We start from the raw sequence: 25,634 nt of genomic DNA on the forward strand, positions 1-25,634 counted from the left end.
GACGGCCTAATGGGACGCGAGGTCCATCGCGACGCACCGATCCCAGATCTCGCGCGCCGCTACCCGCACCTGGCCCACCAGTGTGCGGTAGTCGAGCGAGGTGACCGGTGCGCACACCGAGATCCCGGCCAGGTTGCCGTAGACGTGGTCGGGCGGCCCGAGGGAGACGCCGACGCAACCGAGACCGGGGAATGCCTCACCGCGATCGAACGCCGCGCCCCGATTACGGACGGCAGCCAGATCGTCCGCGAGCTGGGCCTCGGTGGTGACACTCTGTGGTGTGCGCCGGGCCGGTGCTCCCTCGCCGGTGCGCCGGAGTTCGCCGAAGAGCGGCCGGCGGCCGGACTGTTCGGCGAATGCGAGCTGTGCCTTACCCACCGCGGTGAGATGGGCGGGTACCCGCTGCCCGACGGCCGTGGGAGTGGGACCGGAGGCGCGGCCGTTGACTTTGGCCAGATAGACGGTGTCGCCGCGGCTGATAACGGCGAGCTGGATGGTGAGCCCGGTGCGGTGCGCGAACGCCTGCATGATCGGCCGGGCGCCGTGCAACAGGCGGTTCTGGTTGAGCGCGGCCTGGCCCATTTCGTAAGCCTTGACCCCGAGCTCGTAGGTCTGTTCGGGGGAGCGTGCGAGCCAGCCGGTGTTCGTGAGCTGTTCCAGGAGCCGATGGACCGACGAGCGCGGCAGGCCGGTGCGGGAGGTGACCTGGGCGAGAGTGAGCGGACCCGCTCCGTTGAAGGTCTCCAGCACGAGGGATATCCGCTCGACCACCGAGACCGGCACCCCGGCGGGGCTTGATGTTCTCATTCGACCTCCAGCACGCATCACAGCTCTGTGACGTGAGTCACGGTACTACCGCGTGTGGGTCCTGTTCAAAGCACCGTGACGAGCGTCGTGCTCGACGATGGCATGCGTCCGCATCCGGAGCCGAGCGAGTCTCCCGATCAGCGAGACGCCGGCCCGGATCGCCTCGGCCCGGACCGTAGGCTGCCGGAGGCCCGTGCCCGGCCCGGTCGGAAAAAGGTCCCACTCAGCAGGAGATCCGCGTCACACCGCCTTATCGGCTGCGAAGGTGGACACACTGCGACGAGGTCCGCGGTCGCAACATCTGACCAGGAGGTATCGTGAGTCCCACGACCAACACCGGCAACCAAGTCCGTGTCATCGACACCGGCGCGCCGCCCGCGCGTTATGCCCGGGGCTGGCACTGCCTCGGTCTGACCCGTGACTTCGACGATGGCCGCCCGCATCAGATTTCCGCATTCGGCACCGAACTCGTCGTATACCGCGGCGAGGACGGGAAGGTGAATGTCCTCAACGCGTTCTGCCCGCATATGGGTGGCAATCTGGCCCACGGCACCGTGAAGGGCAACGATATCGCCTGTCCGTTCCACGACTGGCGGTGGCGGGGGGACGGGAAATGCGCGTCCATCCCGTACGCCCGCCGCGTGCCGCCGCTGGCGCGGACCAAGGCGTGGCCGACCTTGGAGGTCAGCGGGCAGTTGTTCGTCTGGAACGACCCGCAGGGCAGCAAGCCGCCCGCCGAGCTGGAGATTCCGGCGATCCCCACCTACGGCGATCCGGGATGGACGGACTGGGTGTGGAACTCGATCGTGGTCGAGGGTTCGCACTGCCGCGAAATCGTCGACAACGTCGTCGATATGGCGCATTTCTTCTACGTCCACTACGGCATGCCGACCTATTTCCGGAACGTCTTCGAGGGTCATACGGCGACGCAGATCATGCGGTCCCGCCCGCGTGCCGATGCGGCGGGAGTCAGTACCAGTACGAACTACAGCACCGAAAGTCAGTCGGATGCCTCCTATTACGGGCCTTCGTACATGGTGGACAAGCTCTGGAGTGGCGGCCGGGCCGGCGCCGGTGAACCCAATATCTACCTGATCAACTGTCACTATCCGATCACCCCGACCTCGTTCCGGCTGCAGTACGGCGTGATGGTGGAGAAGCCGACCGGGATGGATGATGCCGCGGCGGAGGAGGTCGCCGCCGCCGTGGCCAAAGGCGTCGCGATCGGCTTCGAACAGGACGTGCAGATCTGGCAGAACAAATCGCGGATCGACAATCCGCTGTTGTGCGAAGAAGACGGCCCGGTCTACCAGTTACGCCGTTGGTATGAACAGTTCTACGTCGATATCGAGGACATCAAGCCGGAGATGGTCAACCGGTTCGAGTTCGAAATCGATACCGAACGGGCCCTGCAGAATTGGCAAGCCGAGGTCGACGCAAACCTGGCCGCGGGCCGCAGCGCCATCCCGGCACACCTTCAGGCCGCGTCCGCCTGACCACTGACCCGAACCGATCCAGATTTCCAGATACCCGGACCAGGAGTTCCGATGTCCTACGAAGTGCTCGACAAAATCGTCGCCATCGCCGACGAGATCTGCGCCGGCGCGGCCGAGGGGGATTCCCTCGGCCGCCTGCCCGACGATATGGCCAAAGGCCTGAAGGACGCCGGGATCATCCGGTTGTTGCAGCGCAAGAAATACAACGGTTACGAGGCGCATCCGCGCGAGTTCGCCGAAACCGTGATGAAGACCGCGAGTATCTACGGTTCCGCCGGTTGGGTCGGCGGCATTGTGGGTGTGCATCCCTGGCAGCTCGCTTTCGCTGATCCCAGGGTGCAGGAGGAGATCCTCGGCACCGACAGCGATACCTGGCAGGCCTCGCCGTACATGCCCGGCGGTGTCGCCGTGCCGACAGGCGACGGTTATGTGATGAACGGCCGCTGGCAATTCTCCTCCGGCACCGATCATTGTGACTGGATTTTCCTCGGCGCCATGGTGGGTGGCGCCGACGGCAAACCGTTGATGCCGCCGCAGAGCCTGCACGTCATTCTGCCCCGGACGGACTATGAGATCGTCGCGGATTCCTGGGATGTAGTCGGCCTGCGCGGCACCGGCAGCAAGGACATCATCGTCGAGAACGCCTTCATCCCGAACTACCGGGTGATGGACGGGGGGAAGGTTATCGACGGTACTGCGGCGAAAGATTACGGCGTCACGGAAACGCTCTACAAAATGCCCTGGTCCACCATGTTCCCGCTGGGTATCACCTCTGCGACGATCGGTATCTGCGAGGGCGTGCTCGCGGCGGGCGTCGACTATCAGCGCAACCGGGTCGGTGCGACCGGCACGCTCGTCAAGGACGATCCGTACGTTCTGCACGCGCTCGGCGAGGCCGCCTCGGAGATCGATGCGGCCCGCCAGCAACTGCTGGCCAATGTCGACCGTATCTGGGACAAGGTCGACCGCGGCGAGGAGATCGACTTCGAAACCCGTGCCGCGGTACGCCGCGATCAGGCCCGCGCCGCATGGCGGGCGGTCCGCGCCGCCGACGAGATCTTCGACCGGGCGGGCGGCAACGCGCTGCGGATGGACAACGCACTCCAGCGGTTCTGGCGCGACGCCCACGCCGGCCTGCACCACGCCATCCACGTCACCAGCACCACCTATCACGCGGCGGCCATGGCGTCGCTCGGTGTGGAGGTCCCCGAGGGACCACTGCGCGTGATGATCTGACCAGCCCCGGAAAGGAATACAGACACACGATGACGGAAATCAAAGCGCTCGGATACGTACGGGTTCAGGCCACCGATATGGAACGCTGGCGCGAACTCGGATTCGACGTCCTGGGTTTCGCACCGGGTTTCGGTGACGAAACCGACGCCCTGCACTTCCGGATGGACGAGCGCGCCTCGCGCATCACCGTCGAACACGGTGAGGTCGACCGGGTGACCGCGGTCGGCTGGGAAGTGCGGGACGCGCTCGCGTTGCGCCGGCTGACCGCCACCCTGGACGAGGCCGGGTTCGCGTATACGCCCATGACCCAGGAGCTGGCCGACCGGCGCAAAGTCGAGGCCGGTATCTGCATGAAAGACCCCGGCGGCACACCGCTGGAATTCTTCTACGGGGCCGTGCTCGAGCACAGCCCGGTCATCACCAAGTACGGCCAGAAGTTCGTCACCGGCGAGCAGGGCCTGGGCCATGTGGTGATGCCCACGACCAACTTCGACGAATCGTTCACCTTCTACACCGAGACACTGGGCTTCCTGTCCCGCGGCGCCTTCCGGATGCAGGCCCCGCCGGAAGCAGGCCCGCTGCGGATCCGGTTCATGGGCGTGAACCAGCGCCATCACAGCCTGGCGATCATGCCCAGCATGGAGGGTCGCGATCCGGGACTGATCCACGTCATGGTCGAGGTGGACGAGCTCGACGCGGTCGGCCGCGCCTACGACCAGGTCATGGCCCGCGATTTCCCGGTGTCCTCGACATTGGGCCGGCATACGAACGACAAGATGATCTCCTTCTACGTGCGGGTACCCGGCGGCTGGGATATCGAATACGGCACCGGCGGCCGGCCCGTCGACGAGACCTACTACACCGCCGAGGAGATCACCGCCGACAGCTACTGGGGTCACGAATGGCTGTGGGCCCGGGAGATGAAGGAAGCGCAGCGGGCCGCGGCGGCAGCGGAAGCCGGCGAGGGGGAAACGGCGCGAGCCTGAACCCGCGGCAATTCCGGTGAGCACCCCCCCGGGCGGCCGAGTGTCCCGGGACGGTACACAAGCACCACAGGAGCCGTAGTCCTACTGACGGGCCGGCCGACGAATCTGCGAGTCGGCCGGTCGCCAGGCAGAGTCGGTGTGCCGAAGGGGTCGTGCCCGCTGCGCGGTCGATGGCGCCGGGGCACCGGACGGGCCGTGCCAGGCCGTCGAACCGGTGGGCCAGGCCGTCGAGCCCGGACAGGGGCGTATCCGCGGGACTTGCCTCTCGAGCCGAGAGAAACTATTCGGCCATACGGGTCATTGCCACGGGAGCCGGCCGCGCCGGGCGGGTTGACCAGGGCACGCGGCTCGGCAACCCGGGCGGGCCTCCGGCGGTATCGCAGGTCGCCACCGTGCGCACCACGGCCGCGAGCCGTCGGCGGAGCTCGGCGGCCGTGTCCGGAGGACAACCGCCGCCATGGGTTCAGGCGCGGGTGGCCGCTGCCGATGAAACCCCGCCGCCGAATCCGGTGCGGGCCCGGCGGGCGATTCCGAAGCCCGGAGGTACGACCCGCGGTGTCGCCACCGGGACGATCGCCACCCCGCCGGCGGTACGACTCGAATTGGAGGACCGCTGGGTGGGAACACACGCTCGACTCGCGCCGTGGGGCCCTTAATTTTGGCTTCGAACGCAGGTACCTCAGCGAGGGAAGTGAATGTTGTGACAACCCAGGACAGCGATTTCGATGCCGTCGTCGTCGGTGCCGGGATCTCCGGCCTGTACGCGGTGTACAAGTTCCGGCAGCGCGGTATGCGCGTGCAGGGCTTCGAATCCGCCGAGGGAGTGGGCGGCACCTGGTATCACAATCGGTACCCGGGTGCCCGATGCGATGTCGAGAGCATCGATTACTCCTACTCGTTCGACGACCAGTTGCAGCAGGAATGGACCTGGACCGAACGGTTCGCCACGCAAGAGGAGATCCTGCGCTACCTCGACCATGTCGCCGATCGTCACGATCTGCGGTCGGCCTACGATTTCCTGACCCGGGTGACCTCGGCGGTCTACGACGAGAAGGCCGGACGGTGGACGGTCACCACCGATACGGGAAAGACAATTACCGCCCGATTCTGCATTCTGGCGACGGGCGTACTGTCGGCCACCAACAAACCGGATATCCCGGGCCGGGACACCTTTGCGGGCGAGAGCTATCACACCGGTGAATGGCCGCACGAGCCGGTAGATTTCGCCGGAAAGCGCGTGGGCGTGATCGGAACGGGATCATCCGGTATCCAGGCGATACCGGTTATTGCGGAAGCGGCCGATCAGGTCGTCGTATTCCAGCGCAGCCCCAATTATTCGATCCCGGCGGGGAATCGGCGATTGACCGATGATGTCCTCGCCGAGGTGAAGGCCAATTATGCCGAGCGGCGCCGGTTGTCCCGGATCAGTGGTGGTGGCACACCGAACAGTCCGCACCCCAAAGGGGCGATGGAGGTCGACGAGGCCGAACGGACCCGGGTGTACGACGAATGGTGGCAGCGCGGTGGATATCTGTTCACCAAGGCGTTCCCGGATCAGATGGTGAGCAAGGCGGCAAACGACACCGCGCGGGTATACGTCGAAGCGAAGATCCGGGAAATGGTGGCGGACCCGGAGGTCGCAGAGCAGTTGATCCCCGACGATCACCCCATCGGCACCAAGCGGATCGTCACCGATACGGGGTATTTCCAGACCTACAACCGGGACAACGTGACACTGGTCAACCTGCGGCGCACGCCGATCACCGAGATCACCGCGTCCGGTGTGCGGACCGGCGAAGCGTCCTATGACCTGGATATTCTCATCTTCGCGACCGGATTCGACGCGATGACCGGTTCGCTGTCGCGGATCGATATACGCGGCCGGGACGGCCGGGCACTGACAGCCGAGTGGTCTGCGGGGCCGCGAACCTACCTCGGGCTGGCCGTCGACGGTTTTCCGAATATGTTCATCCTCTCCGGTCCCGGCAGCCCCAGTGTGCTCGCGAATATGGTGCTGATGGCCGAGCAGCACGTCGACTGGGTCGCGTCCTGTATGGACCATCTGGATTCCCACGAGATCGCAACGATCGAGGCGACCCGGGAAGCGGCCGACGACTGGGTGGCCGAATGCAATGCCAAGGCCGCGGGGACCCTGTTCCCGACCGCGAATTCCTGGTATATGGGCGCGAATATCCCCGGTAAGCCACGCGTTTTCATGCCCTATATCGGTGGTTTCGGCAACTACAACACGATCTGCGCCGAAGTAGCGGCGGCCGGATACAAAGGTTTCGCACTCGACGGCCGGGCCGCGTCGGCGGACAACTGACCGATCCGTACCGAATTCCGTGGCGCGAGCGCGCCTTTCCTATACGACGAAATGTGAGGACGTGGTCGAGATGGGCGGACAACGAAGGTCCGACCTACATCCGGATGTCGAAGCGATGCTGGCGGCACTGGAATCGTTTCCGGATGTCACCCAGCACACGGCGGCCGAGTTACGCGAGATCATCGCCTCGCGCCGCGCACCGTTGACGCGAGAGCCGCAGATGCGGATGGCGCGGGAGCGGATGATCGACGGCCCGGGCGGGGAACTGGCAGTCCGCGTGTACGTACCGCACGGCGGCACCGGTCCGCGGCCGGTGGTGGTGTTCGCCCACGGCGGCGGCTTCGTCTTCTGCGATCTCGACAGTCACGACGAGTTCTGCCGGTCGATGGCCGCGGCAGTCGACGTCGTGGTGGTCTCGGTCGATTACCGGCGGGCCCCCGAGCATCCCGGACCGGCCGCGCTGGAGGATATGTACGCCGCGGTGCAGTGGACCGCCGGACACGCCGCGGAGTTCGGCGGCGACCCGAACCGGCTGGTGGTCGCCGGTGACAGTGCCGGTGGAAATCTGGCGGCGACCGTGAGCCTGGCCGCCCGCGATCGCGGTGGGCCGGCGATCGCGGCGCAGGTTCTGCTCTACCCGGTGATCGACGACGATTTCACCACCGAGTCCTACCGGCTCTACGGCGAGAACTACTACAACACGACCAAGGCGATGCGCTGGTACTGGCAGCAGTACGCCCCGCACGGAACCGACAGCCCGTATCTGGTCCCGACCCGCGCCGAATCATTGGCCGGACTGCCCCGGGCGATCGTCGCGACCGCCGAACTCGATCCGCCGTGCTCGGCCGGCGACGACTACGCCCGGCAGCTCGCGGACGCCGGGGTTCCGGTCACTGCGCACCGTTTCGACGGGCTTTTCCACGGTTTCCTGACCTTCCCGTCGCTATCGCTCACCGGGCAGGCCCGCGAAAAGCTGTGGCAGATGATGCGGGACGTGCTGGCGGCCGATACGGCCACCGAGGTGAGCGGTGCGGCCGGGTGACGAGAACCGGGGCGGACGCCGAATCAATGAGTACGGAGAGGGATATGACGCAGCGATTGGCAGGCCGCACCGCCCTGGTGACCGGTAGCAGCCGTGGAATAGGCCGCGCGATCGCGCAGCGGCTGGCGGCCGAAGGTGCGACCGTCGTCGTCACCGCCCGGTCGGCATCGGCCCCGGCTCCGTCCGTGCGGGACGGCGCGACCCATCTGCTGGCCGGTTCGCTCGGCGAGACGGTGCAGGCGATCGAGAACGCCGGCGGCAAAGCGATCGCGATCCCGGCCGACCTCGAGGATCCCGAGCAGCGAGCCGGACTGGTCGACCAGGTTGTCGAGGCGGCCGGTGGCCTCGATATCCTGGTGAACAACGCGGGCTTCGCCGATTACAGCACGATCGCCGAAATGAGCGACGCCACCTTCGATCGCACGATCGAGCACTATCTGAAAGTCCCGTTCATTCTCGCCCGCGCCGCGATCCCGCATATGCGCGAACGTGGTGCTGGCTGGATCGTCAATATCGGGTCCTCGACCGGGCTCGGCACCATCCGGCCGTTCCGTGCTTACAACAAGACCGCCGGTGATGTCATCTATGCCTCCGCGAAGGCCGGTCTGCACCGGCTCACTCAGGGGCTGGCCGCGGAAATGCTCGACGACGGTATCGCGGTGAACGCGGTAGGACCGTCGACGGCGATCATGACACCCGGTGCGTCGGCTCTGCTGCCGGACGGCTACGAAACCGAACCCGTCGAATACCTCGTGCAGACGGTGCTGGAGATGTCGACCGTGCCCGCCGTCGAACGCACAGGTCTGGTGGCTTTCAGCCTGCACTACCCGTACGCGACGAACACGCCCGTCATGTCGCTCGACGGGCGTACCGAACTGCCGCGGCGTGAACCCCCGGCGTGGGCGAACCCGAATATCCTCCCGGAGGGTATCTGATGGCCGCCACCGCGAAGGAGCGCTTCGCGGTGGGAACCGCCGTGGTTACCGGCGCCGCGGCGGGGATCGGTAAGGGTTTGGCGCAGCGGCTCGGCGAGTACGGGATGTTCGTCGTCGTCGCCGATATCGATACCGGACGTGCTACTGAGGTCGCGGCGAAGATCGTCGAAAGCGGCGGCCGTGCCGAGGGTTTCGGCGTCGATGTCGCCGACCCGGACCAGGTGGAGACGCTGGCGGCGACGCTCTTCGAGCGCTACGGCAGCGTGGAACTGCTGATCAACAATGCCGGTGTCGAATCGGCCGGCCTGCTGTGGGAGATCGACCCACAGCGGTGGCAGCGGGTGATGCAGATCAATGTGGACGGCGTCTTCTACTGCCTGAAGTCGTTCGTGCCGCGCATGATCGACGCCGGCGCACCGGCCTGTATCGCAAACCTCTCCTCGGTCGGCGGGATCAACACCGTCGCCGTGCAATCGCCCTATATCGTCAGCAAATTCGCGGTCCAGGCGATGACCGAATGCCTGCACCAGGACCTGTCCGTCGTGGGTGCGCCGATCCAGGTCAGCGCCGTCGTACCGCATTCCATCCGCAGCGAGATCTTCCTCACGGCACAGCGCGAGGCACCCACCACCAACCCCACCGCGAACGCCGTCTTCGCTGCCATGCAGCGCGACAACGTAGAGAAAGGCCTCGATCCCCTCGACGCGGCCGCCCATATGCTCGAACAGATCGCCCGCGGCGATTTCTGGGTCTTCTCCGACGACGAGATGTGCACCGCCGCGGTGACTCGGCGCGGCCGGCAACTCGTCGGCCAGGACCCGCCCTCGAGCCCACGCGATATGCTCGCCCGGATGGGCGTGCCGCTCCCGGAAGGCAGCTCATGACAGGCACCATCGATACCGGTATCGACGCCACGGCCGATCCGGAAACCCTCCTGCACAACGCGATAGCGGAAGCCGAACCCGCTCCGCTGCTGATGTCGATGGTGCACGCCACCGGTGATACCGGTCTGCTCGAAGAATTCGGTGCGCGACTGACGCTCGAAGAACCCGGCAACCACTACCGCACCGGTATCCGTCCGACCACCCCACCCGGCACCTATCCCGACGATGTCGCCGCCGATATCCGGGCCCGCGCCCGCGAGGTGCTCACGCCCGGGCTCGAACCGGAACTCGGTGTTCCTGACGACGAGCTGTTCCGCTGGATGGCCGCCATCTGCACCGCGCAGCGGGTGGACGCCGAATTCGTTCCGATCCTGCTGGAACAGTCGGGTTTCACGAAGGACCGGCGCCATGTGCCGGTGACCGTCACCCCGCCCGCCGATTTCGAGGTCATCGTGATCGGCGCGGGAATGGTCGGGATCAACGCGGGAATCAAGCTGGGCGAGGCCGGTTTCCCGTTCACCATCCTCGAGGAACGCGACGATATCGGCGGCACCTGGCATCGCAACACCTATCCCGGGGCAGCGGTGGACACCCCCAGCCACTACTACTCCTACTCGTTCGAACTGAATCCGAACTGGTCGAAGTACTACCCGACCGGTATCGAATACCAGGACTACCTGCTCGATGTCGTCGAGAAGTACCGGTTACGCGAGCACATCCGGTTCGGCACCCGGGTTCGGTCGGCCACCTGGCTGACCGAAGAGAACCGGTGGGAAGTGGTGACCGAGGACAGTGCCGGCACGGTGCGCCGGCACCGGGCGCGCGCGGTCGTCACCGCGCTGGGCATGCTCAACGCCGCGAATATCCCCGATGTGCCGGGAATGGACAGCTTCGCCGGCACGATCACCCACACTGCCGAATGGGATACCGATCTCGACCTGCGCGGTAAACGGGTCGTAGTGCTGGGGACGGGTTGCACCGCGGTGCAGGTAGTGGCGAATATCGTCGACGAGGTCGAATCCCTGGACGTCGTCGTCCGCAGCCCGCACTGGCTGGTCCCTGAGAAAACCGTCGGCGGCGATGTGCCCCCGGGGGAGAAATGGGCGATGGCCAACCTGCCCTTCTACGACCGGTGGTTCCGGCTCCGCACGTACTGGTTCGCCTCGGACAACCTCTACGTGCTGCCCCGCATCGACAAAGAGTGGGCGGCCACGCACCTGTCGGCCTCACCGGCCAACGATATGGTGCTGAACACGGCGCTGGAGTACCTGCAGATGAGCTTCCCGGACCGCCCCGACCTGGTCGAGAAACTCACCCCCGATTTCCGTCCGTACTCGAAACGGATCGTGAAGGATCCCGGATTCTTCGCGGCGCTCAACCGGGAGCATGTGAGCCTGCACCGGGCCTCCTTCCGGGAGATCACCCCGGACGGTGTCGTCACGACGGACGGGACATTCATCCCCGCCGATGTGATCGTGCTGGCTACCGGTTTCCGGCTCCAGTTCACCACCGCCATCGATATCACCGGCCGGGACGGCCGCACCCTGGCCGACATCTGGAAGGGCGGTGAGGACCCCCGCGCCTATCGAGGCGTCCAGGTATCGGGTTTCCCGAACCTGTTCATCACCTCCGGGCCCAACTCGGCCCCGAACCACGGCGCGGGCCACAACATCACCGGTGAGGAACAGGTCCACTATCTCATCGAATGCCTGCAGTACCTGCTCGAGAACGACCACGCCGCCATGGACGTCGTACAGTCGGCGCAGGACGAGTACAACCGCCGGGTCGACGAAGCACTCGACAAGACCGTATGGGTACATCCCGGCGCGGAGACCAACGGGTACTACCGCAACAGTTCGGGCCGGGCTGTCGTGCCGTGTCCGTGGCGTCTCGTCGACTACTGGACCCTGATGCGGGAACCGCAGCCCGAAGACCTCACATTCCTCCCGACCGGGAGGGCCGCCGAATGACCACCACCCCCGTCCCCGACGTCCTCGCTCCGGCGAGGTTGGGCCCGGTGACCCTGCGGAACCGGATCATCAAGTCGGCGACCTTCGAACACATGGCGCCCGGGGCGCTGGTCAGCGATGAACTCATCGATTTCCATCGCCGGCTGGCCGTCGGCGGTGTCGGGCTGACGACCGTCGCGTATTGCGCGGTGGCGCCGGAAGGCCGGACCGAAGCGGACCAGCTCTGGATGCGCGACGAGGCCGTCCCTGGATTGCGGCGACTCACCGACGCGGTCCATGAGCACGGCGGCGCTGTTTCCGCGCAGATCGGCCATGCCGGGCCGGTCGCGAACGGGAAATCGAACGGGCTGCCCGCACTGAGCGCGTCCCGGCGGATCACCCCGCTGGGGCCCCGGATCACGCATGCCGCGACACTGGCCGATATCGCCAGAATCCGGGAAGCACACGGTACGGCTACCCGGCTCGCTATCGAATCGGGGTTCGACGCGGTCGAAATCCATTTCGGCCACAATTATTTCGCCAGTTCCTTCCTGAGCCCGCTGCTCAACACGCGCACCGACTCCTACGGTGGTTCGCTGCGCAACCGGGCTCGGCTGGTGCGCGAAACCGCCGCGGAGGTCCGGGCCGCCGCCGGCGACCGGATCGCGGTCATCGCGAAACTCAATATGGACGACGGGGTCCCCGGCGGTTTCTGGCTCGACGAAGCGATCCAGGTCGCGCGGTGGCTCGAGGAAGACGGCAGCCTGGATGCCATCGAACTGACCATCGGCAGTTCGCTGCTCAACCCGATGTATTTGTTCAAGGGCGACGCGCCGCTGGCCGAGTTCGGTGCGGTGATGTCGCCGCTGATGCGGTTCGGGGTGAAGGTGGCCGGGAAGTACTTCCTGCACAGCTACCCGTACGAAGATCTGTTCATGCTCGACGCGGCCCGCCAGATCCGGGCGAGCGTGGATATGCCGCTGGTCCTACTGGGCGGAATCACCGATAAAGCAGCGATGGACACAGCGATGGCCGAGGGCTTCGAATACGTGGCCATGGCCCGGGCACTGCTGCGCGAACCCGACCTGATCAACCGGATCAGTGCGGACCACGCGGCGAAATCGCTGTGTATCCACTGCAACAAGTGCATGCCGACGATTTTCTACGGTACGCACTGCCCGCTGGCCACACCCCGGATGGCGGGGAACTAGCCGGATCTGCCGGGCGCCGGCGCGAACCGAGACCGGGCGGTTCCGGTCACCGGGAGGACCCGGCTGCGCCGGTGGAGGAGCCGGTACCGTCGCATGTGCCGGCGCCGGGCGCTTCGTCGCCGCGGCCGGCGGCGCAAACCGGCCCTCACGATCACGCGCGATCCCGCCGGAAAGGGGCAGGTAATGACGATGCGTCCGCTCGCCTGCGAGCGGTGCGGTACCCGGGTACTGGTGGAGAAATTCAGTCCCGTCCACACCGCGGTGCAATGGACCTCCGACGCCCGGGAATGCCCGGTGATCTCGTCTCTCCACCTGGGGATCGGCGACCGCGAACGCGAATGCGAGGCGCTGCATCGCAGTATCGATCGCGCGGTGCGCGAGCACGAACTATCCGAATCGCGGATCGAACCGCCGCGCGGCGAGGCGATTCCGCGACTTCATTGAGGTGCCGTCCGCGACCGTCCCGGACACGCTGTGCCGCTCACCGGGAGTATGCGCCGACAGACCGCCGCGCCGATGGCAGGCTCGATATCCATGAGTACCCCAGTCGATACCCGAACCGTCCCCGAATTGCGTGAACTGCCGACCGAGCGCGGCGTCCTGCGGTACCGCGAGGCCGGGGACGGACCGCCCCTGCTCCTGCTGCACGGGTCCGGTCCCGGCGTCACCGGATGGCGCAACTTCGGCGGTAACTTCGCCACATTCGCCGAGCACTACCGGACGCTGGTCCTGGAATTGCCCGGATTCGGTGTCAGCGACGACTTCGGTGCTGTGCACCCGATGATGTCCGCCCAGCAGGCGGTCACCGCTTTCCTGGACGGACTCGGACTCGACCGGGTCCGCATCATCGGCAACTCGATGGGTGGCTTCGTAGCCACCGATTTCGCGCTCGCCGCACCCGACCGGGTCGAACGGCTGGTCACCATCGGCGGTATCGGCACGCCGGTGCTCAGCCCGCAGCCGGGCGAGGGGATCATCCGGCTCAGCGAGTTCGTCGACAACCCCACCCGGGAGGCGCTCGTGGCGTGGCTGCGCTCGATGGTGTTCGACCAGGCGCTGGTGACCGAGGAACTGATCGAACAGCGCTGGCAGCAGGCCACCGACCCGGCGACGTTGGAGAATTCGCGCCGCATGTACAGCAGTGCGGCGCTGGCGCGGATGGCCGCCGCCGCGCGCAGTGTGGACAGCACGCCGAACTGGGCCAAACTGGGCGGGCTCGCGGTACCGACCCTCGTCACCTGGGGCCGTGACGACCGGGTCAGCCCGGTCGATATGGCGTTGCTGCCGATGCGCACCCTCCGTAACGGAGAGGTGCACATCTTCCCCAACTGCGGCCACTGGGTGATGATCGAGCAGAAGGAAGCCTGGGAAGCTACCGTCCTGGCCTTCCTCCGCCGCTGACGCGGGGACTTCCGCCGCGGGTCACGCAGGCTCCGGCGCCGGGGCGATCACCGGCGCCGGAATCGTGCAGAAGCTATGGCAGATACGGTCTTTGACGATTTGATCCGGGCTTTCCGGATCGAACCATTGATCCACCAGGGCCCAGTGCACAGGGTGATTCATATAAGGCCCGAGCAGGCCCTCGACATCGCCGAATTCCTGCTCCCAGACATGGGTCCACTGGGAGGTACCGGCGGCGCGATCGACGCGGCTGAGCTGCCACGCCTGGATCGCCGGAATGTGGCGGGGCATCTGCAGGGTGGCGTGCTCGAAGCGGGCGATCTCCGCCGGAGCGGCCGTATCGTCTACGCGTAAGAGCAGAGCGCGGTAGACCGTGGACGGATTCGCATCCTCGCGGCGGCCGGAGCGCCCGTCGCCGGGAGCGGCACCCGGGTACTCGACGGAGTCGATATGGTCGATCGCCGGGCAGATCATGGCTTCGCCGATGGTCTCGCGGTGTGACAGCCACTCGGATTTCGACGCGAACCGGAAATGGGCGAGGAGATCGCCACCGTTGCGTACCCCGGGCAGGGTCCGGGCGACCAGCGGATGCCTCACCCCCACCGCTTCCGCGGCGGCGGTGAGGCGTTTGACGGTCATCTCCGTGGTCATGGCATCGGCGGGATCGGCCAGGTGCAGCAGGCACGTCACCTTATACATCGCACAGTCCTTCCACATCCTCGGCGCAGCTCGCCATGGAACGGGTTCGTTCGACGATCACCGGCGCCATCGATTCCCACCACCGGGCCGGTCCGGGATCGTGCCGGGCCCCGACTGCCGCCGCCCACCAGGCTCTGGGGCCCGGTACCGTCCAGGTGGCGGTGACGGTGTTGGTTTCACCGTCGATCCAGGCCGGCGGGCTCACCAGAATCCGATCGAGCGTCAGGCCCCGTTCGCGCGCCTGCGGCGCATAGCCGCTGAGATACGCGTCGATGAATGCGCGTGCGCTGCCGGGTCTGAGCACGATCCGATCGATGATGTAGATGGTGCGGTCGTCCATGTTCCGAACGTAAGCGCTACCGTCTGGGCCGGTGCCGGCCTCTCCCGGTGGCCGGGAGCCCGCACCACCGGATGCCTTGTAGGCTGCACGATCATGGCCGCCGACCCCGATTCCTACCCCAATCTGCCCGCGACCAGCTGGGCTGTCCTGGGCATGTTGTCCTTCGGTGAGGAACTGACCGGCAACGACCTGAAGAAATGGGCAGACTGGAGTATCGGCTTCTTCTATTGGAGTCCGTCGGTGAGCCAGGTCTACGGCGCGCTGGAAAAGCTCGAGGATCTCGCGCTGGTACGGTCCCACGTGGTCGCCGACGAGGGTGTGCGCGGCCGGCGGCTCTACGGGATCACCGATGCCGGCCTGCGCGCGTTGCGGAACTGGTCGCACGGTGCCGAGGTCGATATGCCGGTGCTCAAACACGGTGTGATGCTTCGCCTTTACATGGGGCATCTGCACGATCCTGACCATTTGAAGGAGATCGTCCGCAGGCATATCGAGAACCTGCGTGAGCGGGCCCGGCAGGCGCAGTTGCATGCCGACCACTCCGACCCGGAACCCGGCTGGGTGTTCACCCAGATGAGCCTGCGGTGGTCGCAAAAGTATTTCGCGGCGGAGATCGAACTGGCCGAAGAGTTGCTCGCCGAAATCGACGACGCGGCCGCCCGGTATCGGGAATCGGCGGTGCGCGACGAACACGATATGCCGATACCGCGGCAGCCCGGTAGGTGGCGCACGGTCAGCGAGGAGCGCCCCGACGGTTCGTGACGACCGTGCGCCGGCCGGGTCAGCCCTCGGCGAGGACGCTCGGCGCGGTGGGCAGCGAACGCAATATGTTGCGGCGCTGCAGGGTCGGGGTGACCCGCACGCCGGCGCAGACGCTGCGCCAGATCGCGTGTGCGGTCAGCTGGACCGGGCTGGTCATCCGGCTGTCGAAGGTCATCTTGACCAGCGGCCCGCAGATGGAGACCGCGGTGGTCGCTTCGCCGAGGGGACCGATCGGTGCCGCGATACACCCGAAGCCGGGCACGGCGTTGTTACGCTCGGCGGCGTAGCCGAGATCGCGAATGCGGGTGTCTTCCGGCCTGTTACCGCCGTTGAAGGCCAGTAGCGCCTTGCCGAGTGCTGTCTGCGCGGCCGGTAGCCGGCCGCCCACCCGGGTCGGCACATGTGCGGCGAGCCGGCCACCGATTTTGTCGAGATAGACGACATCGTCGCCGTCGAGGACCGCCAGGTGCACGACCAGGCCGGTCGCCCGGTAGAGGTGGTGCAGGTGTTCGCCGGAGGCGGCGTGGATCCGATCCTGGTGCACCGCCAGCGAACCCAGCTCGACCAACCGGATTCCGAGACTGTAACTGCGGCCTTCCCGCCGCAGCCAGCGCAACCCGACGAGCCGGTCCAGCATCCGGTGGGCGGAGGAACGGGGCAGTCCGGTGCGCAGGACGACCTCCGCCAATCCGAGACTTTCGCGCCCGTCGAAGGCGTCCAGTACGAGCGAAATGCGGTCGAGGATGGCGCTGGGGGTCGCGGCCGTACCGGTGTGCATCTCCTGAGGGGTGATCGTCATGCTTGGCTCCCTTGCCTACCTGCGCCATCCCCCTGACATGGCTATTTCTATTAGAAATAGTGCCATAGACCCGTCAGTATGTGAAGCAGCTCACGAAGTTGGGAGGTCAGGAGGGGTTCCCGCTCAATGGACACGTGGGCTGGTCCACCGGCTCGCGCGGCCTACGTTTATCTCCACTTGTCGTCCCGATCGGAATGTGGAGCCAGGACCAGATGGTGAAAAAAATGCCCCCGCTCGTACCCGCCCACGACACGATCGTCGATCTTCTCGTCATCGGTTCGGGTACCGGGATGTCCGCCGCGCTCGCCGCGAAGGAACTGGGACTGTCGGTGGTGATCGCGGAGAAGACGGCCTACGTCGGCGGTTCGACCGCGCGTTCCGGCGGGGCCTTCTGGATACCGGGCAGTTCGATCCTGCCGGAACCGCGCGACCAGGGAGTGACCGAGGCCGGGACCTACCTGCAGGCCGTCGTCGGGGATTCGGCCCCGGCCGAACGCGGCACCGCCTTCCTGAACGCGGGCGCCGAAACCGTGGCGATGCTGGAGCGGGCGACGCCGATGCGTTTCTTCTGGGCCGAGGGCTATTCGGATTACCATCCCGAGAAACCTGGCGGCCGGGCCGCGGGCCGCACCTGCGAATGCCGTCCGTTCAACGCCTCGGTGCTGGGCGAGCAGCGGCCCAGACTACGGCCTGGCGTGATGAAGGCGTCGCTACCGATGCCCGTGACAGGCGCCGACTACAAGTGGATGAACCTCGTCGCGCGCAAGCCGCTGAAGGCCCTGCCGCGCATAGTCCGGCGGGCGGCACTCGGCATCGGCGGCATGCTCATCGGGCGGGAATACCTGGCCGGCGGGCAGGCGCTCGCCGCGGGTCTGTTCGCGGGTGTCCTGCGCGCAGGGATACCGGTGTGGACCGAGACGAGCCTGGTGCGGCTGGTGCACGACGGGGGCCGGGTCTCCGGAGCCGTGCTGCGACAGGGCGAGCGCGAGGTCACCGTACGGGCCCGCCGCGGTGTCGTACTGGCAGCCGGCGGTCTCGACCACGATATCGACGCCCGGCACAAGTACCAGTCCCCGACGCTGGCCCCGCACGCCAGTCTCGGCGCCGAGGGGAACACCGGCGACGCCATTGAAGCGGCGCGGGAACTCGGCGCCGATACCGTCTCCATGGACCAGGCCTGGTGGTTCCCCGCCTTCGCACCCCTGCCCGGTGGTGCACCCGCGGTGATGCTCGCGGAACGCTCGCTGCCGGGTTCGTTCATCGTCGACCAGACGGGCCGGCGGTTCATCAACGAAGCCACCGACTACATGACCTTCGGCCAGCGGGTGCTGGCCCGCGAGCAGGCCGGCGACCCGGTCACCGAGATGTGGCTGATCTTCGACCAGCGCTACCGCAACAGCTACATCATGGCCGGCGGCCTCTTCCCCCGGCAGCCGCTACCGGAGGCCTGGTACGAGGCGGGTATCGCGCACCGCGCCGACGCCCCGGCCGCACTGGCCGAGGCCATCGGTGTGCCGGTGGATGCGTTCACCGACACCTTCGCTCAGCACAACGACTATGCCGATGACGGGAAGGATCCCGAATTCGACCGCGGTGCAAGCGCTTACGACCGTTACTACGGCGACCCCACGGTGACGCCGAACCCGAACCTGTCCGCGCTGGGCAGCGCGCCCTATTACGCGGTGAAGATGATCCTCAGCGACCTCGGCACCTGCGGCGGTGTCGTCGCCGACGAGCACGCACGAGTGCTGCGAGAGGACGGAAGTCTCATCGAGGGCCTGTATGCCATCGGCAATACAGCGGGCAACGCCTTCGGTGCGTCCTACCCCGGCGCCGGCGCCACCATCGGGCAGGGTCTAGTCTACGGCTACATCGCCGCCCGGCACGCCGCGGCACATGGCGCGGCCGAAACCGTGGCACCCGCATCCGGCGAGTAGCCGGGCGGTCGTCTGTATGGCCGGGGCCGGGCCGCGATCTGTACGAGTCGAGACCCGGTCCTGGGCAGGCCCCGGCGCCGTCCTCGGGTGGCCTCTCACTTGCTGGGAGGGTTGCTGCCGCTGCACTGGCAGACCATGGCGTGGGCGAGCAGCCAGGTCAGGGCGGCGGTGATTCCCGGGGCGGCGAATACAGCTGTCCGACCGTCGAGTGACGGAGCCCCGCTCCCGGCCGGCCGCGTTCCGGGTGCGCCCGGATGTGCTGTCGGCGCGGCCCGGTTTGTGCTCTGCGGCCGAGGTGGCCGGCGGGATTCCGACGTGCGCGGTGATGTGTGCGGAGTGGGCCGGATGCGTACGGCATCCGGCTCCCACGCGTGCACAGTGCTGGAGTAGCAGGTCACATATGCGAGCCGCCGTCGACCCGGACTTCTGTCCCGGTGACGAAATAGGCGTCCGGTGAACCCAGCATGGCCACCACCGAGGCCACCGCATCCGGACCGGCAAAGATCGCGCCGCCGTCGAGCGGTAGCGCCGGTGACGCTTTGGCGAACATTCCGAAGTCGACGTCCTCGGGCAGTCCGGGGCCGATGCTCTGTTTGGCCGCGCCGGTGCCGTCGGTCATTCCGGAGGAAATCGAACCGGGCTGTACGGCGTTGAACCGGATCCCCTGTTTGCTGAACTCCAGGGCCAAGGCGTGGGTCATCGCCTGGATACCGCCCTTGGACGCGGCGTAGGCGGACATATAGGGATGCGCGAAGGCCGCCGATGTCGAACTGAAGTTCACCACCGCCGGGCCCACGCCCTGCCGCAACGCGGCGATCGATTCCCGGGTCACCAGGAACGTGCCGACGAGATTGATACGCACCACCTGCTCGAAATCGGCGAGGGTGGTCTGCTCGAAATGGGCCGAGCGCAGCACACCGGCCGCGTTGACGAGGGTGTCCAGGCCGCCGAGCCGCTGCACCGCGTCGGCGACACCGGCCCGGACCGACTCTTCGTCGGCGATATCCATGGTCAGGGTGGTCAGTGCGGTGGAGTCCGCCTTGCCGGCGGTATCCCGCAGGCCGGCCTCGCTGATATCCGCCGCGACCACCTGGCCGCCTTCCTCCAGGATGCGTAGTACGCAGGCCTGGCCGATACCCGACCCGCCACCCGTGATCAGAACTCGACGGCCGGTATACCGCTGGAGAACGCCCATATCGGTTTGCTCCTGTGCTCAGGGGCGGAACTCACTCGGCGGTGCCGCCCGGACTGCCGAGAGTGGCACAGCCCTGACGGGATAGGGCCAACTGGTTCCGCTCAGCGGGTACGGACCGATCTCCAGGCGGACCTGGGCCGGAACCGTCGCAGGGCGCAGGTAGGAGCCATCTCCACTGGGCATCCCGCCGTGCCCGGACCGGGGCTCCGATTCCTTTGCCGACCTGCCCGCTGTCCGGAGGGGATAGGAAACTCCTGGATCCGTATGGCCGTTGGGGCAGGCGTCCGAGGCCGCGGTCGACGGATGCCGTTTCGGTGAGCGGGCACCCGCGGGCGGAGACGATCGGGCGTAACGGAGGATCGGGGCATGGGACAAGGTCTTCCGACAGCTCAGCAGATCCGTGAGATTCCGGCCGCGCTCGCCGCGGCGGTGACCGGCCGCGAGATCGACAACAACGGTCATATGAATGTGGTGCACTACCTGGCTCTCGGTTCACAGGCCGCGGATGTGCTGATGCGCGAGCTGGGGGTGGACGACAGCTACCGCGAGGACCGGCGGCTGGGCGTGTTCACCGCCGAACACCATCTGGTCTACTACAGCGAACTACGCGAAGGCGATCCGTTCACCGTGCACGTCCGGGTCCTCGAACGCAGCGATAAAGCGATGCACCTGATGGCATTCCTGGTCGACGACAAGCGTGACAAACTGTCCAACACGCTCGAGATCATGCTCGTGCACGTCGATCTCGACGAGCGCCGCGCAAGCCCCCTACCCGGCGACCTCGCGGCCGCCCTCGATCGCAAGATCGCCGACGATGGGGCGCTGACCTGGCCGGCGCCGACCTGCGGTTCGCTGCGTATCCGGCGCTGACCGCCAGGAAGCCCGGGCCGCGAGCACGCCAGTCGGGTTCGTGGTCGACGTCGTCGGTGTTGCGTGTCCGTCCCGGTATCCGCTGATGATGGCCGGGGTCCGCGGCGGCGGATCGCCCGAACGCCTGTGCGGAACCGATGGAGATCATGGTGCCACAAACCGAAGGGCTTATCGCTGCCGGTATCGGCAGCGATAAGCCCTTGTCCGGGACTCGACTCGGCTCAGTCGGTGGCCGATATATGGCCGCTTGCGAATTCGTGAACGGTGGCGACGACGTGGTCGAGTTCTTCGGCGGTCATGCCGTGGCTCATGCCCAGCGACATACCGCGTTCGAAGACCTCGTCGGCGTTCGGCAGACCGCCCTCGGGCACCCGGTATTCGACGCCGCGCATCATCGGATGCCGGGTGACGTTGCCGCTCCAGACCGTGCGGGTGTCGATACCCGCGGCCTCCAGGTGTCCTTGCAGATCGGAGCGGGCGAATCCGGCGTCCTCGCGGATGGTGACCGGGTAGCACAGCCACGCGGTGTGGAAATCTGGGTTCTGCCGGGGCAGCCGGAACAGGGACGGGTAGGCGCCGAAGGCACCGTTGAAGGCATCGAAGATTTCGGCGCGGCGCTGGTAGTTCTTATCGAGTTTGGACAGCTGGACGAGGCCGAAGGCGGCACCGAGTTCCGAAGGTTCGAAGTTCCAGGGGAGTACGTCGAAAATGAAATCGTTGTCGTAGGCGACGCCGTCGAGATCTTCGCGGAAGACACGTCCGGTGCGGGCGGCCTGCGAGCCGAAGAGGTGCGGTTCGGAGCGCCGGCCCCAGCGGCGCAGCATAAGACCCTTGTCGCGGAGCTTCTCGTCGTCGACGCAGACCATGCCACCGTTGCCCGCACAGGTGATGATGTGGGACATCGCGAAGCTGGTGACGGTGATATCGGAACGGCTGCCGGTCTTGGTGCCGCGCAGCGTGGTGCCGATGCAATCGCAGGAGTCTTCGATGATCTTCAGGCCGTGCCGGTCGGCGATATCGCGGATGGCGTCCCAGTCAGGAGCGTTGCCGGCGAGATTCGGTAGCAGGATGGCCTTGGTCTTATCGGTGATCAGCGCCTCGATGGCCGCGGGGTCGGCGTTGTAGGTATCGGGTTCGACGTCGACGAACACCGGGATCCAGCCGCCGCGGACGATGGGGGAGGCGTCGGTGGAGAAGGTCAGTGGCGAGGTGATGACCTCGGCGCCCTTGGGCAGGTCCAGCAGTTCCAGGGCGAGGTAGAGCGCCGAGGAGCCGGAGTTGCACATCAGCCCGAGCTTTTTACCGTAGAGTTCGGCGACACGGCGTTCCATCTCGGCGACATTCTTGCCGATCTTGAGCGCGTACGGCCCGCCCTGCAATACCTCCAGGCAGGCGTTGATCTCCGCTTCGTCGTGGACGCTGCGTGCATAGATGACCCTGGTCACGATAGATCTCCTCGTAGTGAAACCGGAAAGGGAAATGTCGCCTGGTGTGGCGTCTCGCCCGGCTCCTGTCCGCTCGCAGCGCAAGTGGCCAGTGCCGGTGATGCTGCCGGGTCCGGAAACGAACCCGGTGCGGCCGGCGTGATCCGCCGGCCGTGATGTCGCGGTGTGTGCCGTGCCGAGGACTTCATCCGTCGGCGAGGTGATCACGCAGGGTGGTGCCCCGGTACTTCGTGCGCAGCAGGCCACGGTCCTGCAGCCGGGGTACGACCTCGCCCACGAATATGTCGAGCCCGAGTGGCAGGTCGGCGGGGAGCACGATGAATCCGTCGGCGGCGCCGGCCTCGAACCATCGCTGCAGGTCGTCGGGGACCGTATCGGGCGAACCGACGAGCGTACGGTGACCGATGCTGAGCCCCACCCGCTGGGCGAGCTGGCGAACGGTCAGTTTCTCCCGCAGAGCGACCTCGGTCAGCAGGGTCGGCCGGCCCAGACTGGCGTTGCCGGGCAACGAGTCCCGCAGATCCGGGAAGGGTTTGTCGAGGTCGAACCGGGACAGATCGATACCGCCGAAGGTCTGGTTCAAGAACTTCAGGGTGGTCTGCTCGCTGATCAGCGACCCCAGTTCGAGCCCGAGATCGCGGGCTTCCTCATCGGTACGGGCGATGATCGGGGTGACACCCGGGAGTACCTTGACCGCCGAGCGTTCCCGGCCCGCGGCTTCCGCGAGCGTGCGCATGCCGTCGGCGAATTCGAGCGGGACATCGATCGAATGCTGTGTCGCGAACACCAGGTCGGCCACCCGGGCGCCGAGTTTCATCCCGGTCGGTGAGGAGCCCGCCTGCGCGAGCGGGATCCGGCCTTGCGGGGAACGTGGGATCGTGAGCGGTCCCGCAACATCGAAGTACTGTCCGTGATGGTCGATGCGGTGCAGCTTCGCCCGGTCGACCCAGATCCCGGCCTCCCGATCGGCGACGATGGCATCCGGTTCCCAGCCGTCCCAGAGCGCCCGGACGATATCGACGAATTCTTCGCCGCGCACATAGCGGTCTGTGTGTTCGGGCAGCCCGGCCGCACCGTAGTTCTCGGCGGCGGCCGGAATAGCGGTGGTCGCCACATTCCAGCCGGCGCGGCCGTCGCTGAGGTGGTCCAATGTCGCGAACTGCCGCGCGACCGTGAAGGGATCGTTGTAGGTGGTCGAACTCGTACCGATCAAACCGATGCGGTCGGTGACCACCGACAGCGCGGAAAGGATCGGCAGTGGATCGGGACGATCGGTGGCATGGGTTTCGATCGCGGTCGACAGATTCAATGCGTCTGCGATGAAGAACGCGTCGAAACAGCCGCGTTCGGCCGTCCGGGCGAGATGTGCCCAATGGCCGAAGGTGTGCATCCGGTCCGGGGCGGTGCGCGGCGACCGCCAGACCGACTGGCCGACGCCGACTCCCTGTGCGAATACGGCCAAATGCATGAGTCTGCTCATGGGACCGGTCTCCTTTCTTCGAATGCGGCCTGCCGGCAGAGGTCGGCGCTCGTGTGGTCTCGAGAATCACCTTGTCGGTCAGGGGCCGGTCTCATCCGGTGCGTTGAGCAGGGCCATTTCGTCGGGTGTGAGTGTCAGTGAGATCGCGGCAACCGAATCGAGGACCGACTCGGGCCGGGACGCGCCGGGTATCGGGATGACGACCGGGGACTGGTGGAGCTGCCAGGCGAGAGCGACCTGATGAATGCTCACGCCGCGGGCTCGAGCGACCTCGGCAAAGGGCGAACCGCCGTCCCCGAGACTCTTGGCCTGCCGCATTCCGCCGAAGGGGCCCCACGACAGGAAGGCGAGTCCGCGCTCCTCGCACGCCCGGATCTCCCGCTCCGAAGCCCGCGCGCCCGGTGAGTATTCGTTCTGCACCGATACCAGTGCGTCGGGACCGGGCCAGGAGCGCAGCGCGTCCATCAGTGCCAGCTCGTTCACTCCGTCGCCGCCCCCTGCCGGGCCGTACACATCCGCAGTGTCGAACAGCCGGACGCCGGCGTCGAGGGCGGCATGAACCGTCCGTCGCCCGCGGTCGACGTCGTAGCCGGCCACCTGGGTGATCGTCATGGCGCCGAATCCGATCGCCGGCACCGTGAGATCGCCCAGTTTCCGGTGCGGCAACGAGGTAGCGCTCATTTGCCGACCGTCGTCCAGCCACCGTCTACCGGCAGGCATACACCGGTGACAAAGGTGGCGTCGAGTGCGAGATTTTCGATCGAACGGGCCATTTCGTCCGGAGTGCACAAGCGACCCAGCGGTGTCCGTGCCTCCGTAGCCGATATGTCGTAGCCGTTGTCGATGAGGTCCTGGACCATCGGCGTTCGCGTATGGCCGGGCGCGACACTGGTGACGCGGATCAGGGGCGCCCACTCCATGGCGAGGTTGCTGGTGAGCTGGCGCACCGCGGCTTTGGCGGTACCGTAGTCGGCTTGCCGGTGCCAGCCGCCGTAGGCAGTGGTCGACGAGATCGTGACGATCGATCCGTTCGTGCCGTCCGCCAGCAGCGGTCGTGCGAACGCGGAGGCCACGAGAAAGGTCCCCAGGACATGCACGTCGAAGAGACGGCGGAGACGTTCGGGATCGAGTTCCAATGCCGGAACGAAGGATCCACGGATTCCGTGGCTGGTCACCAGCACATCGGGAGCCGGCGACTGTGCGGAGGCCTGCGCCATCGCCGACTCCACCGCACCGCGGTCGGTCACATCCACCCGGTAGTAGTCCACCCCCTCGCGGGCCGGTGCGGACTCGCCGAGATCGAAAACACTCACCTTCAGACCCCGGTCGAGGAATCGTTCGACGACGGCGGCGCCGATTCCGCCGGCTCCGCCGGTGACGACGGCATGGTGTGCGACCACGATTGCTACTCCTAGTTTTTTTAAAGCCGTTGTCCCCAGTCACTTTCGGATACGTCGCCGAAGGATTCGCTGCGCCGCCGTGCCGTGGGCGGGCTCGAACTCGCCGGCAGCAACAGTGGCGTTTCGCGCTGATCGAACGACTCCCGCCGGGGCCGGTGCCGGGGCGATCCGCCGGACGGGGTGAAACCTATTACCGGTACTGGTGGGCAGCAACCGAGGTTTCCACAGGGCGGAACACCACGATCGGCTTCAGCGCGCGGGCACGGCGACCTCGTCGCGCAGATCCTCGCCGCACAGCGCTACGGCCTGGTGCGATCCGAGCATCCGGCCGCAGATTTACTGCCCGCCGCATGAATTCGCGCATTCGCTGATCGACAGCCGCTCGGCTCAGGGGCGCCCGCAACGCCATATCGCAGGAGATCGCCGAACTCTCG

Annotated in this window: 23 protein-coding genes; 14 read left to right on the forward strand and 9 right to left on the reverse strand. The window is 66.7% G+C overall.

The window, feature by feature from the left end; all coding sequences use genetic code 11:
• Positions 1-6 precede the first annotated feature (6 nt).
• Positions 7-807, reverse strand: coding sequence for an IclR family transcriptional regulator (locus NFL01S_RS00110; RefSeq protein ID WP_062970188.1), 801 nt, complete (start codon positions 805-807; stop codon positions 7-9).
• Between the two features lie 317 nt (positions 808-1,124).
• Between NFL01S_RS00110 and NFL01S_RS00115 the strand changes: the two genes are divergently transcribed.
• The 11 genes from NFL01S_RS00115 to NFL01S_RS00170 all read left to right on the forward strand — a co-directional run bounded on the left by NFL01S_RS00115 (position 1,125) and on the right by NFL01S_RS00170 (position 14,273).
• Positions 1,125-2,303, forward strand: a complete 1,179-nt coding sequence (locus NFL01S_RS00115) for a 3-ketosteroid-9-alpha-monooxygenase, oxygenase component (protein ID WP_062970189.1) — start codon at positions 1,125-1,127, stop codon at positions 2,301-2,303.
• A gap of 51 nt (positions 2,304-2,354) precedes the next feature.
• Positions 2,355-3,539, forward strand: a complete 1,185-nt coding sequence (locus tag NFL01S_RS00120; protein WP_062970191.1) for an acyl-CoA dehydrogenase family protein — start codon at positions 2,355-2,357, stop codon at positions 3,537-3,539.
• Between the two features lie 29 nt (positions 3,540-3,568).
• Positions 3,569-4,525, forward strand: coding sequence for a VOC family protein (locus NFL01S_RS00125; RefSeq protein WP_062970193.1), 957 nt, complete (start codon positions 3,569-3,571; stop codon positions 4,523-4,525).
• Between the two features lie 700 nt (positions 4,526-5,225).
• Positions 5,226-6,851: a flavin-containing monooxygenase gene (locus NFL01S_RS00135; RefSeq protein WP_084492288.1), complete on the forward strand. Its 1,626-nt coding sequence runs from the start codon at positions 5,226-5,228 to the stop codon at positions 6,849-6,851.
• A 70-nt stretch (positions 6,852-6,921) separates the two neighbouring features.
• Positions 6,922-7,893 carry an alpha/beta hydrolase gene (locus NFL01S_RS00140; RefSeq protein WP_062970372.1) on the forward strand — a complete coding sequence of 324 codons (972 nt, stop codon included), beginning with the start codon at positions 6,922-6,924 and terminating at the stop codon, positions 7,891-7,893.
• Positions 7,894-7,937: 44 nt separating this feature from the next.
• Complete coding sequence (locus tag NFL01S_RS00145; protein WP_062970199.1) at positions 7,938-8,828, forward strand: SDR family NAD(P)-dependent oxidoreductase; 891 nt, start codon at positions 7,938-7,940, stop codon at positions 8,826-8,828.
• Positions 8,828-9,712, forward strand: a complete 885-nt coding sequence (locus NFL01S_RS00150) for an SDR family NAD(P)-dependent oxidoreductase (RefSeq protein ID WP_062970374.1) — start codon at positions 8,828-8,830, stop codon at positions 9,710-9,712. Before NFL01S_RS00145 ends, NFL01S_RS00150 begins: the two co-directional genes overlap by 1 nt.
• Complete coding sequence (locus tag NFL01S_RS00155; protein ID WP_062970201.1) at positions 9,709-11,682, forward strand: flavin-containing monooxygenase; 1,974 nt, start codon at positions 9,709-9,711, stop codon at positions 11,680-11,682. Before NFL01S_RS00150 ends, NFL01S_RS00155 begins: the two co-directional genes overlap by 4 nt.
• Positions 11,679-12,872 carry an NADH:flavin oxidoreductase gene (locus NFL01S_RS00160; protein WP_062970203.1) on the forward strand — a complete coding sequence of 398 codons (1,194 nt, stop codon included), beginning with the start codon at positions 11,679-11,681 and terminating at the stop codon, positions 12,870-12,872. The genes NFL01S_RS00155 and NFL01S_RS00160 overlap by 4 nt, the downstream gene beginning before the upstream one ends.
• Positions 12,873-13,055: 183 nt before the next feature.
• A complete protein-coding gene (locus NFL01S_RS00165; RefSeq protein WP_062970376.1) occupies positions 13,056-13,316 on the forward strand; it encodes a hypothetical protein in 261 nt (86 codons plus the stop codon).
• A 90-nt stretch (positions 13,317-13,406) separates the two neighbouring features.
• Positions 13,407-14,273, forward strand: a complete 867-nt coding sequence (locus tag NFL01S_RS00170; protein ID WP_062970205.1) for an alpha/beta fold hydrolase — start codon at positions 13,407-13,409, stop codon at positions 14,271-14,273.
• Positions 14,274-14,294: 21 nt separating this feature from the next.
• Here NFL01S_RS00170 and NFL01S_RS00175 read toward each other — a convergent pair whose 3' ends face one another.
• On the reverse strand, positions 14,295-14,972 hold the full coding sequence (locus NFL01S_RS00175) for a Dabb family protein (protein WP_062970207.1): 678 nt from the start codon (positions 14,970-14,972) through the stop codon (positions 14,295-14,297).
• The gene (locus tag NFL01S_RS00180; RefSeq protein ID WP_062970209.1) at positions 14,965-15,312 is read right to left on the reverse strand and encodes a hypothetical protein; all 348 of its coding nucleotides are present in this window, start codon (positions 15,310-15,312) and stop codon (positions 14,965-14,967) included. Before NFL01S_RS00180 ends, NFL01S_RS00175 begins: the two co-directional genes overlap by 8 nt.
• Positions 15,313-15,405: 93 nt before the next feature.
• Here NFL01S_RS00180 and NFL01S_RS00185 point away from each other — a divergent pair, with 93 nt between their 5' ends.
• Positions 15,406-16,074, forward strand: a complete 669-nt coding sequence (locus NFL01S_RS00185; protein WP_062970212.1) for a PadR family transcriptional regulator — start codon at positions 15,406-15,408, stop codon at positions 16,072-16,074.
• Between the two features lie 19 nt (positions 16,075-16,093).
• Here NFL01S_RS00185 and NFL01S_RS00190 read toward each other — a convergent pair whose 3' ends face one another.
• A complete protein-coding gene (locus tag NFL01S_RS00190) occupies positions 16,094-16,873 on the reverse strand; it encodes an IclR family transcriptional regulator (RefSeq protein WP_062970214.1) in 780 nt (259 codons plus the stop codon).
• A 224-nt stretch (positions 16,874-17,097) separates the two neighbouring features.
• Between NFL01S_RS00190 and NFL01S_RS00195 the strand changes: the two genes are divergently transcribed.
• On the forward strand, positions 17,098-18,810 hold the full coding sequence (locus NFL01S_RS00195) for a 3-ketosteroid-delta-1-dehydrogenase (RefSeq protein WP_245670460.1): 1,713 nt from the start codon (positions 17,098-17,100) through the stop codon (positions 18,808-18,810).
• Between the two features lie 394 nt (positions 18,811-19,204).
• On the opposite strand, the gene NFL01S_RS00200 is transcribed toward NFL01S_RS00195, so the two are convergent.
• On the reverse strand, positions 19,205-20,005 hold the full coding sequence (locus NFL01S_RS00200; RefSeq protein ID WP_062970216.1) for an SDR family NAD(P)-dependent oxidoreductase: 801 nt from the start codon (positions 20,003-20,005) through the stop codon (positions 19,205-19,207).
• A gap of 366 nt (positions 20,006-20,371) precedes the next feature.
• Between NFL01S_RS00200 and NFL01S_RS00205 the strand changes: the two genes are divergently transcribed.
• The gene (locus NFL01S_RS00205; RefSeq protein ID WP_062970218.1) at positions 20,372-20,875 is read left to right on the forward strand and encodes a thioesterase family protein; all 504 of its coding nucleotides are present in this window, start codon (positions 20,372-20,374) and stop codon (positions 20,873-20,875) included.
• Between the two features lie 221 nt (positions 20,876-21,096).
• Here NFL01S_RS00205 and NFL01S_RS00210 read toward each other — a convergent pair whose 3' ends face one another.
• The 4 genes from NFL01S_RS00210 to NFL01S_RS00225 form a co-directional block, all read right to left on the reverse strand.
• A complete protein-coding gene (locus tag NFL01S_RS00210; RefSeq protein ID WP_062970220.1) occupies positions 21,097-22,320 on the reverse strand; it encodes a DegT/DnrJ/EryC1/StrS family aminotransferase in 1,224 nt (407 codons plus the stop codon).
• 184 nt (positions 22,321-22,504) lie between these two features.
• Positions 22,505-23,800 carry an LLM class flavin-dependent oxidoreductase gene (locus tag NFL01S_RS00215; protein ID WP_062970222.1) on the reverse strand — a complete coding sequence of 432 codons (1,296 nt, stop codon included), beginning with the start codon at positions 23,798-23,800 and terminating at the stop codon, positions 22,505-22,507.
• A 78-nt stretch (positions 23,801-23,878) separates the two neighbouring features.
• A complete protein-coding gene (locus NFL01S_RS00220; protein ID WP_062970224.1) occupies positions 23,879-24,481 on the reverse strand; it encodes an aldo/keto reductase in 603 nt (200 codons plus the stop codon).
• A complete protein-coding gene (locus NFL01S_RS00225) occupies positions 24,478-25,200 on the reverse strand; it encodes an SDR family NAD(P)-dependent oxidoreductase (RefSeq protein WP_062970226.1) in 723 nt (240 codons plus the stop codon). The genes NFL01S_RS00220 and NFL01S_RS00225 overlap by 4 nt, the downstream gene beginning before the upstream one ends.
• Positions 25,201-25,634: the final 434 nt, after the last annotated feature.

The sequence above is a fragment of the Nocardia flavorosea NBRC 108225 genome (assembly GCF_001613385.1).
GTDB classification, from domain to species: domain Bacteria; phylum Actinomycetota; class Actinomycetes; order Mycobacteriales; family Mycobacteriaceae; genus Nocardia; species Nocardia flavorosea.

What these genes read in the sequence shown, in the direction of transcription:
- NFL01S_RS00110 (WP_062970188.1), bottom strand. Translation starts at nt 807, where the DNA reads ATGAGAACATCAAGCCCCGCCGGGGTGCCGGTCTCGGTGGTCGAGCGG.
- NFL01S_RS00120 (WP_062970191.1), top strand. Translation starts at nt 2,355, where the DNA reads ATGTCCTACGAAGTGCTCGACAAAATCGTCGCCATCGCCGACGAGATC.
- NFL01S_RS00125 (WP_062970193.1), top strand. Translation starts at nt 3,569, where the DNA reads ATGACGGAAATCAAAGCGCTCGGATACGTACGGGTTCAGGCCACCGAT.
- NFL01S_RS00140 (WP_062970372.1), top strand. Translation starts at nt 6,922, where the DNA reads ATGGGCGGACAACGAAGGTCCGACCTACATCCGGATGTCGAAGCGATG.
- NFL01S_RS00145 (WP_062970199.1), top strand. Translation starts at nt 7,938, where the DNA reads ATGACGCAGCGATTGGCAGGCCGCACCGCCCTGGTGACCGGTAGCAGC.
- NFL01S_RS00150 (WP_062970374.1), top strand. Translation starts at nt 8,828, where the DNA reads ATGGCCGCCACCGCGAAGGAGCGCTTCGCGGTGGGAACCGCCGTGGTT.
- NFL01S_RS00155 (WP_062970201.1), top strand. Translation starts at nt 9,709, where the DNA reads ATGACAGGCACCATCGATACCGGTATCGACGCCACGGCCGATCCGGAA.
- NFL01S_RS00160 (WP_062970203.1), top strand. Translation starts at nt 11,679, where the DNA reads ATGACCACCACCCCCGTCCCCGACGTCCTCGCTCCGGCGAGGTTGGGC.
- NFL01S_RS00165 (WP_062970376.1), top strand. Translation starts at nt 13,056, where the DNA reads ATGACGATGCGTCCGCTCGCCTGCGAGCGGTGCGGTACCCGGGTACTG.
- NFL01S_RS00170 (WP_062970205.1), top strand. Translation starts at nt 13,407, where the DNA reads ATGAGTACCCCAGTCGATACCCGAACCGTCCCCGAATTGCGTGAACTG.
- NFL01S_RS00175 (WP_062970207.1), bottom strand. Translation starts at nt 14,972, where the DNA reads ATGTATAAGGTGACGTGCCTGCTGCACCTGGCCGATCCCGCCGATGCC.
- NFL01S_RS00180 (WP_062970209.1), bottom strand. Translation starts at nt 15,312, where the DNA reads ATGGACGACCGCACCATCTACATCATCGATCGGATCGTGCTCAGACCC.
- NFL01S_RS00185 (WP_062970212.1), top strand. Translation starts at nt 15,406, where the DNA reads ATGGCCGCCGACCCCGATTCCTACCCCAATCTGCCCGCGACCAGCTGG.
- NFL01S_RS00190 (WP_062970214.1), bottom strand. Translation starts at nt 16,873, where the DNA reads ATGACGATCACCCCTCAGGAGATGCACACCGGTACGGCCGCGACCCCC.
- NFL01S_RS00195 (WP_245670460.1), top strand. Translation starts at nt 17,098, where the DNA reads ATGCCCCCGCTCGTACCCGCCCACGACACGATCGTCGATCTTCTCGTC.
- NFL01S_RS00200 (WP_062970216.1), bottom strand. Translation starts at nt 20,005, where the DNA reads ATGGGCGTTCTCCAGCGGTATACCGGCCGTCGAGTTCTGATCACGGGT.
- NFL01S_RS00205 (WP_062970218.1), top strand. Translation starts at nt 20,372, where the DNA reads ATGGGACAAGGTCTTCCGACAGCTCAGCAGATCCGTGAGATTCCGGCC.
- NFL01S_RS00215 (WP_062970222.1), bottom strand. Translation starts at nt 23,800, where the DNA reads ATGAGCAGACTCATGCATTTGGCCGTATTCGCACAGGGAGTCGGCGTC.
- NFL01S_RS00220 (WP_062970224.1), bottom strand. Translation starts at nt 24,481, where the DNA reads ATGAGCGCTACCTCGTTGCCGCACCGGAAACTGGGCGATCTCACGGTG.